The sequence below is a fragment of the Streptomyces sp. LaPpAH-108 genome (assembly GCF_000373625.1).
GTDB lineage: Bacteria > Actinomycetota > Actinomycetes > Streptomycetales > Streptomycetaceae > Streptomyces.
On record NZ_KB891995.1, the window covers coordinates 481,519 to 495,927 of the forward strand.

At 73.2% G+C, this 14,409-nt stretch carries 15 protein-coding genes; 8 read left to right on the top strand and 7 right to left on the bottom strand.

All coding sequences use genetic code 11. The annotated features are described in order from the left end of the window. Positions 1-88: 88 nt before the first annotated feature. Complete coding sequence (locus tag B079_RS0121265; RefSeq protein WP_018547857.1) at positions 89-1,102, bottom strand: helix-turn-helix transcriptional regulator; 1,014 nt, start codon at positions 1,100-1,102, stop codon at positions 89-91. 139 nt (positions 1,103-1,241) lie between these two features. Here B079_RS0121265 and B079_RS0121270 point away from each other — a divergent pair, with 139 nt between their 5' ends. After that, on the top strand, positions 1,242-1,634 hold the full coding sequence (locus B079_RS0121270) for a VOC family protein (protein WP_018547858.1): 393 nt from the start codon (positions 1,242-1,244) through the stop codon (positions 1,632-1,634). A 15-nt stretch (positions 1,635-1,649) separates the two neighbouring features. Here B079_RS0121270 and B079_RS0121275 read toward each other — a convergent pair whose 3' ends face one another. Then, a complete protein-coding gene (locus B079_RS0121275) occupies positions 1,650-2,060 on the bottom strand; it encodes a cupin domain-containing protein (protein WP_018547859.1) in 411 nt (136 codons plus the stop codon). A 74-nt stretch (positions 2,061-2,134) separates the two neighbouring features. After that, positions 2,135-2,800, bottom strand: coding sequence for an SDR family NAD(P)-dependent oxidoreductase (locus B079_RS0121280; protein WP_018547860.1), 666 nt, complete (start codon positions 2,798-2,800; stop codon positions 2,135-2,137). Positions 2,801-3,118: 318 nt separating this feature from the next. Here B079_RS0121280 and B079_RS0121285 point away from each other — a divergent pair, with 318 nt between their 5' ends. After that, positions 3,119-4,033, top strand: coding sequence for a helix-turn-helix transcriptional regulator (locus B079_RS0121285; RefSeq protein ID WP_018547861.1), 915 nt, complete (start codon positions 3,119-3,121; stop codon positions 4,031-4,033). A gap of 31 nt (positions 4,034-4,064) precedes the next feature. Here B079_RS0121285 and B079_RS0121290 read toward each other — a convergent pair whose 3' ends face one another. Together B079_RS0121290 and B079_RS0121295 are read right to left on the bottom strand one after the other, a co-directional pair. After that, complete coding sequence (locus B079_RS0121290; protein WP_018547862.1) at positions 4,065-5,639, bottom strand: ABC transporter permease; 1,575 nt, start codon at positions 5,637-5,639, stop codon at positions 4,065-4,067. Continuing rightward, entirely contained in the window at positions 5,636-6,565 is a 930-nt protein-coding gene (locus B079_RS0121295; protein WP_018547863.1) for an ABC transporter ATP-binding protein, read from the bottom strand. Before B079_RS0121295 ends, B079_RS0121290 begins: the two co-directional genes overlap by 4 nt. 73 nt (positions 6,566-6,638) lie before the next feature. On the opposite strand from B079_RS0121295, the gene B079_RS0121300 reads away from it, so the two are divergent. The 5 genes from B079_RS0121300 (at position 6,639) to B079_RS0121320 (ending at position 10,240) form a co-directional block, all read left to right on the top strand. After that, complete coding sequence (locus B079_RS0121300) at positions 6,639-7,175, top strand: GbsR/MarR family transcriptional regulator (RefSeq protein WP_018547864.1); 537 nt, start codon at positions 6,639-6,641, stop codon at positions 7,173-7,175. Positions 7,176-7,262: 87 nt separating this feature from the next. Continuing rightward, positions 7,263-7,721 carry a MarR family winged helix-turn-helix transcriptional regulator gene (locus B079_RS0121305; protein WP_018547865.1) on the top strand — a complete coding sequence of 153 codons (459 nt, stop codon included), beginning with the start codon at positions 7,263-7,265 and terminating at the stop codon, positions 7,719-7,721. Between the two features lie 220 nt (positions 7,722-7,941). Then, positions 7,942-8,145, top strand: coding sequence for a hypothetical protein (locus tag B079_RS32515; protein ID WP_018547866.1), 204 nt, complete (start codon positions 7,942-7,944; stop codon positions 8,143-8,145). After that, positions 8,142-9,020 carry an ABC transporter ATP-binding protein gene (locus B079_RS32520; RefSeq protein ID WP_051095217.1) on the top strand — a complete coding sequence of 293 codons (879 nt, stop codon included), beginning with the start codon at positions 8,142-8,144 and terminating at the stop codon, positions 9,018-9,020. Before B079_RS32515 ends, B079_RS32520 begins: the two co-directional genes overlap by 4 nt. Before the next feature lie 386 nt (positions 9,021-9,406). Next, the gene (locus B079_RS0121320; protein ID WP_018547868.1) at positions 9,407-10,240 is read left to right on the top strand and encodes a hypothetical protein; all 834 of its coding nucleotides are present in this window, start codon (positions 9,407-9,409) and stop codon (positions 10,238-10,240) included. Positions 10,241-10,378: 138 nt separating this feature from the next. Here the strand turns inward: B079_RS0121320 and B079_RS36355 are convergent, their stop codons facing one another. Together B079_RS36355 and B079_RS0121330 are read right to left on the bottom strand one after the other, a co-directional pair. After that, positions 10,379-10,675: a DUF6087 family protein gene (locus B079_RS36355; protein WP_026248914.1), complete on the bottom strand. Its 297-nt coding sequence runs from the start codon at positions 10,673-10,675 to the stop codon at positions 10,379-10,381. A gap of 1,452 nt (positions 10,676-12,127) precedes the next feature. After that, positions 12,128-12,907, bottom strand: a complete 780-nt coding sequence (locus B079_RS0121330; RefSeq protein ID WP_018547870.1) for a diacylglycerol kinase family protein — start codon at positions 12,905-12,907, stop codon at positions 12,128-12,130. Between the two features lie 207 nt (positions 12,908-13,114). On the opposite strand from B079_RS0121330, the gene B079_RS0121335 reads away from it, so the two are divergent. After that, on the top strand, positions 13,115-14,398 hold the full coding sequence (locus tag B079_RS0121335) for an adenylosuccinate synthase (protein WP_026248915.1): 1,284 nt from the start codon (positions 13,115-13,117) through the stop codon (positions 14,396-14,398). The last annotated feature ends 11 nt before the right edge of the window (positions 14,399-14,409 follow it).

Consider the following 14,409-nt stretch of genomic DNA (forward strand, 5'->3'; position numbering starts at 1 on the left):
TGACGTGTTCGAGACGGCGGGGCTCCTCCCGGAACGCCCGCCCGGCCGTCCGCTTTTATATCCACCGCTCGGCGTGGGCGCACGGCAATTAGACGCGGCGGGCGGATTCCATGAGGCGCGTCGCGAACTCCTCTACCAGCGTGCGGAGTTCGGCTGGGCTTTCGATCGTGAACGGGTGGTTCAGGGCGGCGAGGGTGGCGGGGAGCCAGGTGAGGTGGGTGACGTGGAGGGTGACGTGGGACCAGGTGTCGCCGGGTGGGGGTGGGGTCACCGTTGCCAGGCCGGGGGGTAGGTGGGGGTGGATGCGGGCGGGGGGTGCCTGGATGCGGAGGGACACCTGGTGGCGGTGGGGGGCGGTGGCGAGGGAGGTCAGGACGCGTTCGGCCGGGTCGATGCCGGGGGGTGGGGTGAAGGTTCCGGGCAGGGGGCGGGCGTCGGTGATGCGGTCCAGGCGGAAGGTGCGGTCCGCGTTGGAGAGAAGGTCCGCCGCTGTGACGTACCAGTGGCCCGCGTGGGCCACGACTCCGTACGGGTGCAGGGTGCGTTCGGTGCGGTGGCCGTCGGCGGCGGTGTAGCGGATCGCGACCGGGTGGTGATGGTGCACCGCGTCGGCGAGCGGGAGGAGGATCGCGGGGTCCGGGGCGGGGGCCGTCTTGGCGGGCGGTTCCGTGAAGGCGAGGGAGCCGAGTACGGCGTCCAGCTTGCGGCGCAGGTGGTGGGGGAGGACCCGGCGGATCTTGGCCGCCGCCGTCTCCCTCGCCGTCTCCCGCGCGGTGTCGCTCGCCCTGTCGCTCGCCGCATCGGCCGCCGTGTCGCCCGCCCTGTCGCTCGCCGCGTCGGCCGCCAGACCGAGCAGCACGGCCAGCGCTTCGTCGTCGTTCAGCATCAGCGGCGGCATGCGGTAGCCGGGGCCGAGCCGGTAGCCGCCGTAACGGCCGCGCACCGACTCCACGGGGATGCCGAGGTCGGCGAGCTGGTGCGCGTAGCGCCGTACGGTGCGTTCGTCGACGCCCAGGCGGCCCGCGAGTTCGGGGACGGTCCGGGTGCCGCCCGACTGCAGCAGCTCCAGGAGGGTGAGGACGCGGGCGAGGGGTCGGGGCATGGCCGGAATTCTCCCGTGGATACCGGGCGGGTTCCGTCCGGTATCGGCCGTAGCGTGCGAGAACGAAGCCACCAGGTCACCGGGCCACCGGACCACCAAGTCACCCGGTGACCAGCCCCTACCGCACAGGAGAACCCCCGTGTTCGTCTCCACCCGCGTCATCACCGACGACGTCCCCCGCCTCGTCCGCTTCTACGAGCGCGCCACCGGCGTGTCCGCCACCTGGGCCACCGAGGACTTCGCGGAACTGAGGACCCCCTCGGCCACCCTCGCGATTGGCTCCACCCGCACGGTCCCCCTGTTCGCGCCCGGCTCCGCCCGCCCGGCCGACAACCACAGCGTCATCCTCGAGTTCCGCGTGGACGACGTGGACAGCGTGTACGCCGACCTGCGCGCCTTCGTGGCGGACTTCGTCAACGAGCCCACCACCATGCCCTGGGGCAACCGCTCCCTCCTCCTCCGCGACCCCGACGGCAACCTCGTCAACTTCTTCACCCCGCCCGCGCCCCGCGCCGCCGCCACCCCCGCCTGACGCGCGCCCCGGCGTCTACGACCGCCGCCGCGCCCCGCCGTACACCTCCTCCGGCACCGCCTCGCCCCACACCGTCTCCGGAGACCCGTCCCCCGTCCCCTCCCACAGCGCGATGTGCTCCATGAAGTGGTCCGGGGCGGCCCCGTGCCAGTGCTCCTCACCGGGCGGGCAGGCGACCGTCTCCCCGGCCCGCGCCTCGAACACCGCGCCGTCCCGCGTCCCGATCAGCGCCACCCCCGACACCACGTGCAGGGTCTGCCCCACCGCGTGGGAGTGCCAGTGGGTCCGCGCGCCCGGCGAGAACCGGACCAGATTCGCCCGCAGCCGGGACGGCGCCTCGCCCGCGACGATCACGTCCCACCACACGTCCCCGGTGAACCAGTCGAAGGGGGCCTTGCTGGTGGCGGTGCGCTCGACGAATTCCATGGTGTTCCTCCAGAGGGTGTGAACGGGTGGGTGAGCACCGGGCCACGCGAGGGCGGGACGCCGGTGGGGCGGGCTCAGTCGGGCATCGGTTCCGCCCACTCCCGGAACCCCTCCCGCCCGAGGTGCAGGGCGTAGAGCCGTTCCGCCAGCGCCTCGGGGCTGGAGTGCTCGGCGTCCGGGCGGATCGCGCCCGGGACGATGAGCTGGGCGGCGTGGATGTTCTCCGGGGCGAGGGCGTCGTGGAGCAGCCGGGCGTACGCGCTCTCGGCGGCGAACGCGACGGAGGTCCCGGCCCGCTCGACATGCGGCCGTACCGCGCTGCCGCCGTTGACGAACAGCAGCGTGCCGCGTCCCAGTTCCCGCATCCCGGGCAGGACCGCCTGGACGCAGGTGACCGGCCCCTTGACCGAGAAGGCCAGCGGCGCGTCGAGGTCGGCGGCGGTGGTGTCCAGGACCGGCTTCATGAAGTCGGCCCGGGGGACGGGGCTGTACTGCAGGATCTCCACCGGCCCCAGCTCGTCGGCGGCGCGTCGTAGCGCCGTGGTGAGGGAGGCGGGGTCGAGGACGTCGGCGGGGTAGCCGCGGGCCCGGACGCCGTCGGCGGCCAGCTCGGCCACGAGGGCGTCGAGCCGGTCGGCATCGCGGGCCAGGAGAGCGACGTCGTACCCGGCCGCACCGAAGCGGCGGGCGGTGGCCAGCCCCAGTCCGGGGCCGGCGCCGACGAGGGCGTAGGTGGTCATACGGGGTCCTCCAGAGGGGGCTGCACGGGCTGCGGGGTCACGGAAACCGGGCTTCTGGGAAAGAGGCCGCGCAGGCCACGGCTTCAGCGCGGCACCGCCTCGACAGCGCCTTGCTCGCCCGCCGAGAGACGAAAAGACGAACGGGGCGGCGGGACGCGCACCCCACGGGACGCGCACCCCACGGGACGCGCCCCCCACGGGACGCGCACCCCGCCACTCCCCCATACAACGCCCCTCCCGCCCCCGCAGCGAGTCACCGGCAAGGGGTGTACCAGCAGTACATCCCTCCCCCCGCCCCCGCGACGTACCGTCGATGCCGTGGACAACCGTGCGGAGGTCCGCGAGTTCCTCACCTCGCGGCGAGCGAAGATCAGCCCGGAGCGGGCGGGGCTGCCGACGGGCAGCAGGCGGCGGGTGCCCGGGCTGCGGCGCAGCGAGGTCGCGGCGCTGGCGGATGTGAGCGTGGAGTACTACGCGAAGCTGGAGCGCGGGAACCTCGCGGGGGTCTCCCCGTCCGTGCTGGAGTCCGTCGCCCGCGCCCTTCAGCTGGACGACGCCGAGCGCGCCCACCTGCTGCACCTGGCGCAGGCCGCCGACGGCTCCGACGCGCTGACCCGCCCCCGGCGCCGGGTGACCCGCCAGTGGGCCCCGAGGAGCAGCCTCCAGTGGACGCTGGACGCGATCACGGCGGGCCCGGCGTTCGTACGGAACGGCCGCCTGGACCTGCTCGCCGCGAACCCGCTGGCCCGCGCCTTCTACGCCGGTCTCTTCGCCGGTCCCGAGCCCCCGAACCTGGCCCGTTTCAACTTCCTGGACCCCGCGTCCCGGCGCTTCTACCCGGACTGGGACCACTTCGCCGACATCTCGGTCGCGATCCTGCGCACGGAGGCGGGCCGCGACCCCCACGACAAGGACCTGCACGACCTCGTCGGTGAACTCTCCACCCGCAGCGAGGAGTTCCGCACCCGCTGGGGCGCCCACGACGTCCGCCGCCACGGTACGGGCACGAAGCGCTTCCACCACCCAGCGGTCGGCGATCTCACCCTCGCCTACGAGGGTCTGGAACTCACCGCCGAGCCCGGCCTGACCCTCACCGTCTACACCGCCGAACCCGGCTCCCCGGCGGAGGAGTCGCTACGGCTGCTGGCGTCCTGGGCGGCGACGGAAGCGGCCACGGGGACGGCGGCGAACGCGGCCACGCAAGACGCCAGGGACGCGACCGGCGCGGGCTGATCACCCGGTCACCGCGCCGCGCCCCGCCCCCTCACCCCGCCAGATCCCGCCGCCGTACCCCCGCCAGCCCCGCCCCCGTCAGCACCACGGCCAGCCCGACCAGCGCACTCACCGGCAGCCACTCCAGCTGTCCGCCGGGGAGCCGGGGCAGGTGGGCGTAGGGGGAGAGATCGAGGAGGAGTTGGGGGGCGTCGAGAGCCGGGCCCACCCAGCCCAGGAGCAGGGTCGCCGAGGCCACCGCCCAGGCCGCCCCGGCGCCTCGGGGCAGCAGGCCGTAGAGCAGGACCGTCACGCCGCCCAGCACCCAGATCGCGGGGAGCTGGATCAGGCAGGCGGCCAGCAGGGCCCCGGGGCGTTCGCCGTAGCCCGCCATGAAGCCCAGGGCGGCCACCAGCATCAGCAGGGTCGCGCCGCCGAAGGCCAGGAGCAGGTGGCCGCCCGCCCAGCGCAGACGGCTCACCGCGCCCGCGAGGACCGGTTCGGCGCGGCCGGAGGACTCCTCGGCGGACAGGCGCAGGACGGACGAGACGATGTAGAGGGCGGCGACCAGGCCCAGCATCCCGGTCATGGCGGACAGGAACGCGTCCTCGGCCCCCGAGCGCCCGCCCATCCGCTCCAGGACCTGCCGTACGCCCGCGTTGTCGCCCATCATGTCCGCCGCGCCCCGGGTGAGGCCGCCGTAGATCACCCCCGCGAGGAGGAAGCCCGTGCTCCAGCCGAGCAGGGCGCCCCGCTGGAGGCGCCAGGCGAGGGCGCCCGCGCTGCCCAGGCGGCCCCGGGCCGGACCGGGCCGGGTGGGCAGGAAGCTCATGCCGAGGTCGCGGCGGGCGGCCAGGGTGAAGGACAGCGCGCCGAGCAGCAGGACCGCGGCCGTGAACAGCAGCAGCACCCACCACCGTTCCCCGGCGTACGGCCGCAGGTTCTCCGCCCAGCCCAGCGGGGAGAGCCAGGTCAGCGGGGACGAGCCGTCCGTGCGGGAGGAGTCCCCGGCCGCGCGCAGCACGAAGGCGGCGCCCAGGACCGCCGAGGTCAGCCCCCGCGCCAGCCGCGCGCTCTGGGTGAGCTGGGCGGCCACCGCGGCGACCCCGGCGAAGACCAGGCCGGTCCCCGCGACGCCCAGCGCGAGCGCCACCGCACCGGCGAGGCCGTACGACGCCATGCCCACGACGAGCAGCAGCGCGAGGACGCCGTTCGCGACCGCTGCCGCCAGCAGGGCGGCGGTCAGGGGGGCGCGCCGCCCGACCGCCGCCGAGGCGACGAGTTCCGCGCGTCCGCTCTCCTCCTCGTCCCGGGTGTGCCGTACGACGATCAGGAGGCTCATCGCGGCGGCGAGCAGCCCGGCGTACACGCCCGCGCGCCAGGCGGTCAGCGCGCCCACGGAGTCCTGGAAGAGGGGTCCGGTGAGGGCGCGCAGCGCGGCGTTGGCGGTCAACTGGTGCCGCAGGTCGGCGCGTTCGGGGGCCGTGGCGTACAGGCTCCGCAGGGTGCCCGGCATGGAGAGGACCATCAGGGCGTTCACCCCGGCCCAGACGGGGATCTGGACGCGGTCGCGGCGCAGGGCGAAGCGGAGCAGGGGGGTGGTGCCGGTGAGGGTGACGGCGCTCATCGCGAGCCCACCCCCGCCTCCACCCCGGGGTCCACCCCGGCCGGGTCGTCCTCGTAGTGCCGCAGGAACAGCTCCTCCAGCGTCGGCGGGGTGGAGGTCAGCGACCGCACCCCCACGGCGGTGAGCGCCCGCAGGACGCCGTCCAGCTGGTCGGTGTCCACCTGGAGGTGGACGCGGTGGCCCTGGACGTCGAGGTCGTGCACCCCGGGGAGTCCGGTGAGGCCGGCCGGGTCGCCGCGCAGCTCCGCACGGACGCTGGTCCGGGTCAGATGGCGCAGCTCCGCCAGCGAACCGGTCTCCACCGTGCGGCCCTTGCGCACGATGGAGACCCGGTCGCACAGCGTCTCCACCTCGCTGAGGATGTGGGAGGAGAGCAGGACGGTACGGCCCCGGTCCCGCTCCTTCGCCACGCAGGACTGGAAGACCTCCTCCATCAGGGGGTCCAGGCCCGAGGTCGGCTCGTCCAGGATCAGCAGGTCCACGTCGGAGGCGAACGCGGCGACCAGGGCGACCTTCTGCCGGTTGCCCTTGGAGTAGGTACGGCACTTGCGGGTGGGGTCCAGCTCGAACCGCTCGGTCAGCTCCGCGCGGCGCCGCTCGTCCAGTCCGCCGCGGAGTCTGCCGTAGAGGTCGATGACCTCGCCGCCGGAGAGGTTGCGCCACAGGGTCACGTCGCCGGGGACGTAGGCGATGCGGCGGTGGATCTCGACGGCGTCGGTCCACGGGTCGTGGCCGAGGACCTGGGCGGCGCCGGAGTCGGCGCGCAGGAGGCCGAGCAGGACGCGGATGGTGGTGGACTTGCCCGCGCCGTTGGGGCCGAGGAAGCCGTGCACCTCGCCGGTGGCGACGGTGAGGTCGAGGCCGGTGAGGGCGGGGGTACGGCCGAAGGACTTGTTCAGTCCGGAGGCCGTGATTGCCTTCGTCATGGAGGCGAACGTACGCTTCTTTCAGAAATTTGTGAAGTTAAGGAATCGTATAAATCAGGGCTAGGGTGGAGACATGACGGAGGCGAGGGTGGAGAGCGGGGGCGGGCGGGGCCCGGAGCGTGATTCGGAGCGCGATCCGGGGCGTGACCCGGAGGTCGTGTCGCGGTTCGTGGAGCGGTTCGCGGCGCAGCTGGTGGAGGCGGGGATGCCGCGGATGCCGGGGCGGGTGTTCGCCGCGCTGCTGGCCTCCGACACCGGGATGCTGACCTCGGCGGAACTCGGTGAGCAGCTGCGCATCAGCCCGGCGGCGGTCTCCGGCGCGGTCCGTTATCTCGCCCAGGTCCGGCTGATCTCCCGCGAGCGCGAGCCTGGTTCCCGGCGGGAGCGCTACCGCGTCCACAGCGACCAGTGGTACGAGGCTCTCACCAACCGGGAGGCCATCATCAAGCGCTGGGAGGACGCCTTCCGTGAGGGTGTCCGCTCCCTGGGCCCGGACACCCCGGCGGGGCGGCGTCTGGCCGAGACGCTGGAGTTCTTCGAGTTCATCGAGAACGACATCGCGGGGATCATGGAGCGTTGGCGCGTCCACCGGGAGAAGCGGGACGCCTGACCCCGGCGGTGTCCTTGACCTCAAGTCCGCTTGAGTTTTTACGGTCGGTCCTGTCCGAGCTGTTCACGACGGAGAGGGAGAACGGCCATGGAGTATTCGCACCCCGACGCCGAGTTGATCCGGCAGCCCATCGGGTACTGGAGCTGGGCCGCCTACGACGCGGTCGTCGGCCGTATCCGCGTCGCCCTCTCGGGGATCGGCATCACCCAGCCGCAGTGGTGGGTGCTCGCGCAGGTCGCGGGGGCCGAGACCCCGAAGACCCGGGGTGAGGTGGCCGGGCTGCTGCGGAACTACCTCGCCACCGGCACCACCACGATGGACGAGGAGATCAACCGCGTCATCGCCCTCGGCTGGGTCACCCAGGACGAGCACGACCGCCTCACCCTCACCCCCGAGGGCCACGCCGTCCACGCGAAGGCGGCGGCCCTCCAGGACGAGCTGTGGGCGGAACGGCACGCGGGCGTGTCCGACGCGGAGTACCTGACCACCCTCAAGGTCCTCCAGCGCTTCATCCACAACACGGGCGGCCACGCCTGGCACCACTGAACCCACCGGCCGGGCCCCGCCCCTGCCGAGGTTGTCCGGAAACGGAGGGGTGGCCGACGGGACGAGCCGGGGAACGATCATCATCGGTTCCGTCGCGGGGCCGCGGGGCGGGGCCACGCCGAGCCGGTGACGCTGCCGGTGACGCCGCCCGATCGCCGCGGGCGACCGCCTGAAGCCGTACCCGGCCCGCCGGGCCGCCTGACAACTTAGGGAGAGACACATGGCCGCGGACACCATCATCGAGTGCGGCAAGGGGCACGTCTTCTGGGGAACCTGGATTCCCGGCGCCTCGCTGACCACCATCCGGCTCGGCCCGCGCAGGCTGGGCCTGTGCAAGGCGGGCCGCCACCTGTCGCTGCTGCGCCGCGTGGACGAGCGGGAGCTGACGGCCGAGCAGCGCGCCACCCTGTTCGACGCGCCGTGACGGGGGTGCACCTGGAGGGGGTCGTCGCCGGGTACCGGGGCCGTCCCGTGCTCGGCCCGGTCGACACCGAACTCGCCCCCGGCGTCCACGCGTTGCTCGGGCGCAACGGCGCCGGGAAGACCACGCTCATGCGGGTCATGGCCGGTGTCCTGCCGCCGATCGCCGGGCGGGTGCTGATCGGCGGCACCGACCTGGCCGCCGACCGCGAGGCGAAGCGGGCGATCGGCGTACTGGCTCACCGGGCCGCGCTCAGCCCGCAGTTGAGCGTGCGGGACAACCTGGAGTTCTGGGCGCGGGTACGGGGCCTGGACGGGGCTCGGCGTGCCGTACGGATACGGGAGGCGGCCGAGCGGTTCGACATCGAGGGGCTGCTCGACCGGCGTACCGCCCGGCTCAGCCGGGGTCAGCTCCAGCGGGCCGACCTGGCCAGGCTCACCCTGACGGATCCTCAAGTCCTGCTGCTGGACGAGCCGTTGACAGGGCTCGACCCGGTCAGCGCGGAGCGCACCCGTGAACTCGTCCGTTCCTGGGGCGCGGACAGGACCGTCCTGTACTCCACCCACAGCGTGCCCGAGGCGTTGACGCTCGCCTCCCGGATGCTGGTCCTCGGCGGCGGGACGCTCACCGCGCTGCCGGTGGCTCAGGACCCGGCGGGCGAGGCGGAGCCGTCCGCGTACGACCTGCGCACCTCGCGCCGTGCCGGGGCCTGGGAACGGGCCGAGGTGGGACCGGACACGACGATCGGCGCGTACATCGCGGGCCTGGTCGCGGCCGGCGTCGAGATCACCGACGTACGCCCCGTCTCCACCGGCACCCCCACGACCCGCCCCACCCTCGAAGCCTCCATCCACCAACTCCTGGACGACCCCTCATGACCACGGACGGAATGCCCTCCGGCGGAATGACCCCGGACGGAACGCCCCCTGGCGGAACGGCTTCTGGCGGAACGCTCCCGGACGGAACGGCCCCTGGCGGGATGGCTTCTGGCGGAACGCCTCCCGACGGAACGGCTTCTGGCGGGATGACCCCGGACGGAATGACCCCGGACGGAACGGCCCCTGGCGGGATGACCTCTGGCGGAACGCTCCCCGGCGGAAAGGTCTCTGGCGGAACGCTCCCGGACGGAACGGCCCCCGGCGGGACGACCACAGACGGAACGACCCCTGGAGGAACGAGCACGAGCGGAATGACCTCTGGTGGAACGCCTCCCGGCGAAACGGCCTCTGACGGAACGCTCCCCGGCGGAACGACCACGGACGGAATGACCCCCGGCGAAACGCCCCCCAGCGAAACGCCCCCCGGCGGAATAACCACCAGCGACCTCCTCGGCGCCCTGCTCATCCGTACCTGGCGTCACCAGGGCAGGCAGGCATTGCTCGTCCCCGCGGCGGCAGGCACCGGTCTCGTGGCCCTGTTGCTCGTTCTGCCGCACGTGTTTCCCGGTGCGGTTCACGGAGAGCTGGTCGCCGCCGACAACGGCCTGGTCGCGGTGGCCGGGCTGCACTCCGCCACGTCCCGCGCGCTGAGCACCGCGCTGCTGGTCGCGCCCACGCTGCTCGGGGTGGCCGCCGCGCTGATCACCGGGGCGGTCAGCCGTGCCGTCGTCTCCGGGGACCTGGGCAGCGGCTCGATGGAGGCGCTGCTGGCCTCACCGGTGCGGCTGCGCTCGGTGTACCTCGCCTACACCGCCTGCGCGCTGATCACCGGCGCGCTGTCCTGGCTCGTGCTCGTCGTCGCCTTCACCGGCCTGGCCTGGGTGGCGCTGACGTGCGGCGGCAGCAGCGTCCGGCTCAGCTCCGGGTACCTGCTGCTGGGGCTGCTCGTCCCGGCGGCCTCCGTGCTGTGGGCCGCCTCCGCCACCGTGTTCACCGGCTTCCGCTGGCCCACCGGCCTGCGCCCGACGGCGGGCCTCGGCGGCGGCCTCGCCCGCGCCGTCGCTCTCCTCCCCGCCCTGGGCGCGACGACGGTCAGCAGCATGCTCCCCGACGCGTACACGACGATCACCGGCTGGTACGTCGGCGGCACCCTGGCCCTGACGGCCGTGCTGCTCGTACTGATGCCACTGGTCTTCCGCGTGGAACGCGTCCTGGAGTAGCCGGGGGTACGGAAATCAGCCGATCCCGCCGCCGACAATCGCACTGACGTACGCAGGGTTACTGGGCACCCAGAAAAGTGACGCGGCAGGCCAGGAGACGGCCCAGGACCTCTCTACCCGGCGGGATACGCCCCGTCTCTACCCGGCGGGAGCCGCCCCGTCGCTGCCCGCCGCCTCCTCCACCCACCGCCGCGCCTCCAAGAGGTTCGCGGCGGTGCCCACAGGCCGGTACGAGAACCCGTCCCACTCCTCCAGCACCCGACCCTCACCGGGCCGCACGTGCCCACCCCCGCCATGCACCGGCCGGTGCCGCCGCTGAACATCCATCGGCGCCCGCCGCCGCTTGTCGTACGCCGCGAGCGGATCGCCCCCGTCCACCCGGGGAACGGCCCGCGACGGCTGATTCGGCGGCCCGGGCCGCGCATGCTTACCCATGCCCTCGACGCTCTCAGGCCGCCCCGCAACGAGATCCGCTACGCGGGCCCGGTACGGGCGGGCAGCATCCAGCAGGCCCTACGACTAGCCGGTCCGGAGACGATCACTCTGCGTATCCACGGCAGCGGTCAGCACCCCCTGCCGCGAAGTGCACCCCCGTCAACAGCCCCCTCAGGAGGACCACACGCCCTAGTGACGCTGGCCGATGCGCCAACTTGACCGGTCACCCCCACAGCCCGCCCCCGGCACCCCCTTCAGCCCCGCAGGCTGCGCCTAGCACCCTTCAGCCCCGCAGGCTGCGCCTAGCACCCTTCAGCCCCGCAGGTCGCGCCCGGCGCCCTCCTCAGCCCTGCAGGTCGCACCTGGCACCCCCTTCACCCCGGCAGACCGCTCCCGGCACCCCCTCACCCCCGAGGCGCCACCCGCCCGCCCCGCCGCTGTGAAGCGCGCCCCTGTCAACGGAACCCCCAGGGGGATCACGCGTCCTGGTGGCGCTGGCCGGGGCGGCAGCTTGACCGGCCGCCCTCGCAGGCCGCCCCCCGGCACCCCCCCTCAGCCCCGCAGGCTGAGCCCGGCACCCCCTTCAGCCCTGCAGCCCGCCCCGGCACCCCTCACCCCCGGAGGCACCCCCACCTGCCCGCCCCGCCGCTGTGAAGCGCACCCGCGTCAACAGGGCCCCCAGGAGGATCACGCGTCCTGGTGACGGTGGTCAGGGCGGCAGCTTGACCGGTCGGCCCCGCAGGCCGCGCCTGGTATCCCCTTCACCCCGGCAGGCCGCATCCGGCGCTCCCCTCACCCGGCACCCCCTTCAGCCCTGCAGGCCACGTCCGGCGTCCTCCTCAGCCCTGCAGGCCGCGTCCGGCGTCCTCCTCAGCCCTGCAGGTCGCGCCCGCCCCCCTCACCCCTGCGGGCCGCACAGGGCACCCCCTCACCCTCGCGGGCCGCCACCCGGCGCCCCTCATCCCCGAGGCACCCCCCCCATGCCCGCCTCGCCGCCGTGAAGCACACCCCCGTCAATAGATCTCCAGGAGGACCACACGTCCTGATGGCGCTGGCCGGGGCGCCAACTTGACCAGTCGGCCCCGCAGACCGCGCCCGGCACCCCCTCACCCCGGCAGGCCGCACCCGGCACTCCCCTCACCCGGCGCCCCTTCGGGCCCCGCAGGCTGCGCCTGGCACCTCCTTCGGCCCCGCAGGTCGCGCCCGGCGCCCCCCTAACCGGCAGGCCGCACCTGGCACCCCCTCACCCCTGCAGGCCGCCCCGGTACCCCCTCACCCCCGAGGCACCCACCTGCCCGCCTCGCCGCCGTGAAGCGCACCCCCGTCAACAGCCCCCAGGAGGACCACACGTCCTGGTGGCGCTGGCCGGGGCGCCAACTTGACCAGTCGGCCCCGCAGGCCGCCCCCGGCACCCCCGCAGACACCCCCCTAACCCCCGCGGCCAGCGGACCCTCACCCCCGAGACCCTCCCGGCACCACCAACCCCCAAGCCCCCTCAGCCACCCGCCAAGTCCGCCGCCGGACCGGACCGGAGGGCACCCCGTCGGCGTGGTAGTGGAAGTTTTCGCCGGTCACGGTGATGGTGTGGGCGGAGGTGGGGAGGGTGGGGGAGGGGTGGATCTGGACCGAGGCGAGGCCGTGGCCCAGGGGGGAGATGGAGACCGTTTCGACGGGGTGGTCCAGGTCGGTGACCGTTTCGCCGTCGAGGTCCACGCGGAGGCGGACCGCCCCGCCGTGCACCACCCGGCGGACCAGGGAGCGGAGCCAGGGATGCCCAGGCAGCACCCCGACCGGTTCCGCGGCCGGGGGGATGCCCAGGCAGCCGAGGACCACCCCGTCGCTGTCGTCCACCAGGAGGTCCAGCCGCCGCACCGAGCCCTCCAGCACCGCCCGCGCCGCGGCCACCGCGCCCGGCGGCACCCCCAGCGACCGCGCGAGTGAAGCCGGGCCCACCGGCACCACCGACAGCGCGCAATCAGAAAGCTCCCGGTGCCGGTGCAGAAGACTCACCGCCCGCACCAGCGCCCGGTCGTCACCCACCACCACCGGCCGCCGAGACCCCCGTCTGCCCAGGACCCGCGCGAACTCCTCGGGAGAGTCCGGCAGGCACACCTTCGCCGCCGCACCCGCGCTGAGCACGTCTTTCGCTATCCGCACGGACTCCCCGTCCCCCTGCCGTGCCGCCGGGTCGATGATCACCAGGAGCTGATCGGACGTCGCGGAAGTCGCCACCTCGGTCCTGCCTCGCTTCCTCGGGTAGCATCTTTGTGCAAGAGCCCCTTGCGCTATTGCGCCAGGGGCTTCGTCTATTCCGGGGCATCCGGTCCGACGGGTTGTGCGGCCAATGACGGTCGCGGGCGGTACGTGGTGACGAGGCGACGAAACCTCTCGCCCACGCCCCGACCTTGGACATGCCCCGCCCGGAAGGGGTGTACGCGCGTGCCCGCACTTGTGCTGCTCGGTGCTCAGTGGGGTGACGAAGGCAAGGGGAAGGCGACCGACCTGCTCGGTGGCTCGGTGGACTATGTAGTGCGCTACCAGGGCGGCAACAACGCCGGCCACACGGTCGTCGTGGGCGACCAGAAGTACGCGCTCCACCTGCTCCCTTCCGGAATCCTCTCACCCACCTGTACGCCGGTCATCGGCAACGGTGTCGTCGTCGATCCCTCGGTCCTGCTCTCCGAGCTGAGCGGTCTGAACGAGCGCGGCGTCGACACGTCGAAGCTCCTCATCAGCGGAAACGCGCACATCATCACGCCCTACAACGTGACGATGGACAAGGTCTCCGAGCGCTTCCTCGGCAAGCGCAAGATCGGCACGACCGGCCGCGGCATCGGCCCGACCTACGCCGACAAGATCAACCGCGTCGGCATCCGCGTCCAGGACCTCTACGACGAGTCGATCCTCCTCCAGAAGGTGGAGGCCGCGCTCGACGTCAAGAACCAGATGCTCACCAAGCTCTACAACCGCCGCGCCATCGCCGCCGAGCAGGTCGTCGAGGAGCTGCTGGGCTACGCGGAGCAGATCAAGCCGTTCGTCGCCGACACCGTCCTGGTCCTCAACCAGGCCCTGGACGACGACAAGGTCGTGCTCTTCGAGGGCGGTCAGGGCACCCTGCTCGACATCGACCACGGCACGTACCCCTTCGTCACCTCCTCCAACCCGACCGCCGGTGGCGCCTGCACCGGCTCCGGCGTCGGTCCGACGAAGATCAGCCGCGTGATCGGCATCCTCAAGGCGTACACCACCCGCGTCGGCTCCGGTCCGTTCCCGACCGAGCTGTTCGACGAGGACGGCGAGGCGCTGCGCCGCATCGGTGGCGAGCGCGGTGTCACCACCGGCCGCGACCGCCGCTGCGGCTGGTTCGACGCGGTGATCGCCCGCTACGCCACGCGCGTCAACGGTCTCACCGACTTCTTCCTCACCAAGCTGGACGTGCTCACCGGCTGGGAGGAGATCCCGGTCTGCGTCGCCTACGAGATCGACGGCAAGCGGGTCGAGGAACTGCCGTACTCCCAGAGCGACTTCCACCACGCGAAGCCGGTCTACGAGACGCTGCCCGGCTGGTCCGAGGACATCACCAAGGCGAAGTCCTTCGCCGACCTGCCGAAGAACGCGCAGAACTACGTGAAGGCGCTTGAGGAGATGTCCGGCGCGCCGATCTCCGCGATCGGTGTCGGCCCGGGCCGCGACGAGACGATCGAGATCAACTCGTTCCTGTAAGGGGACACGTT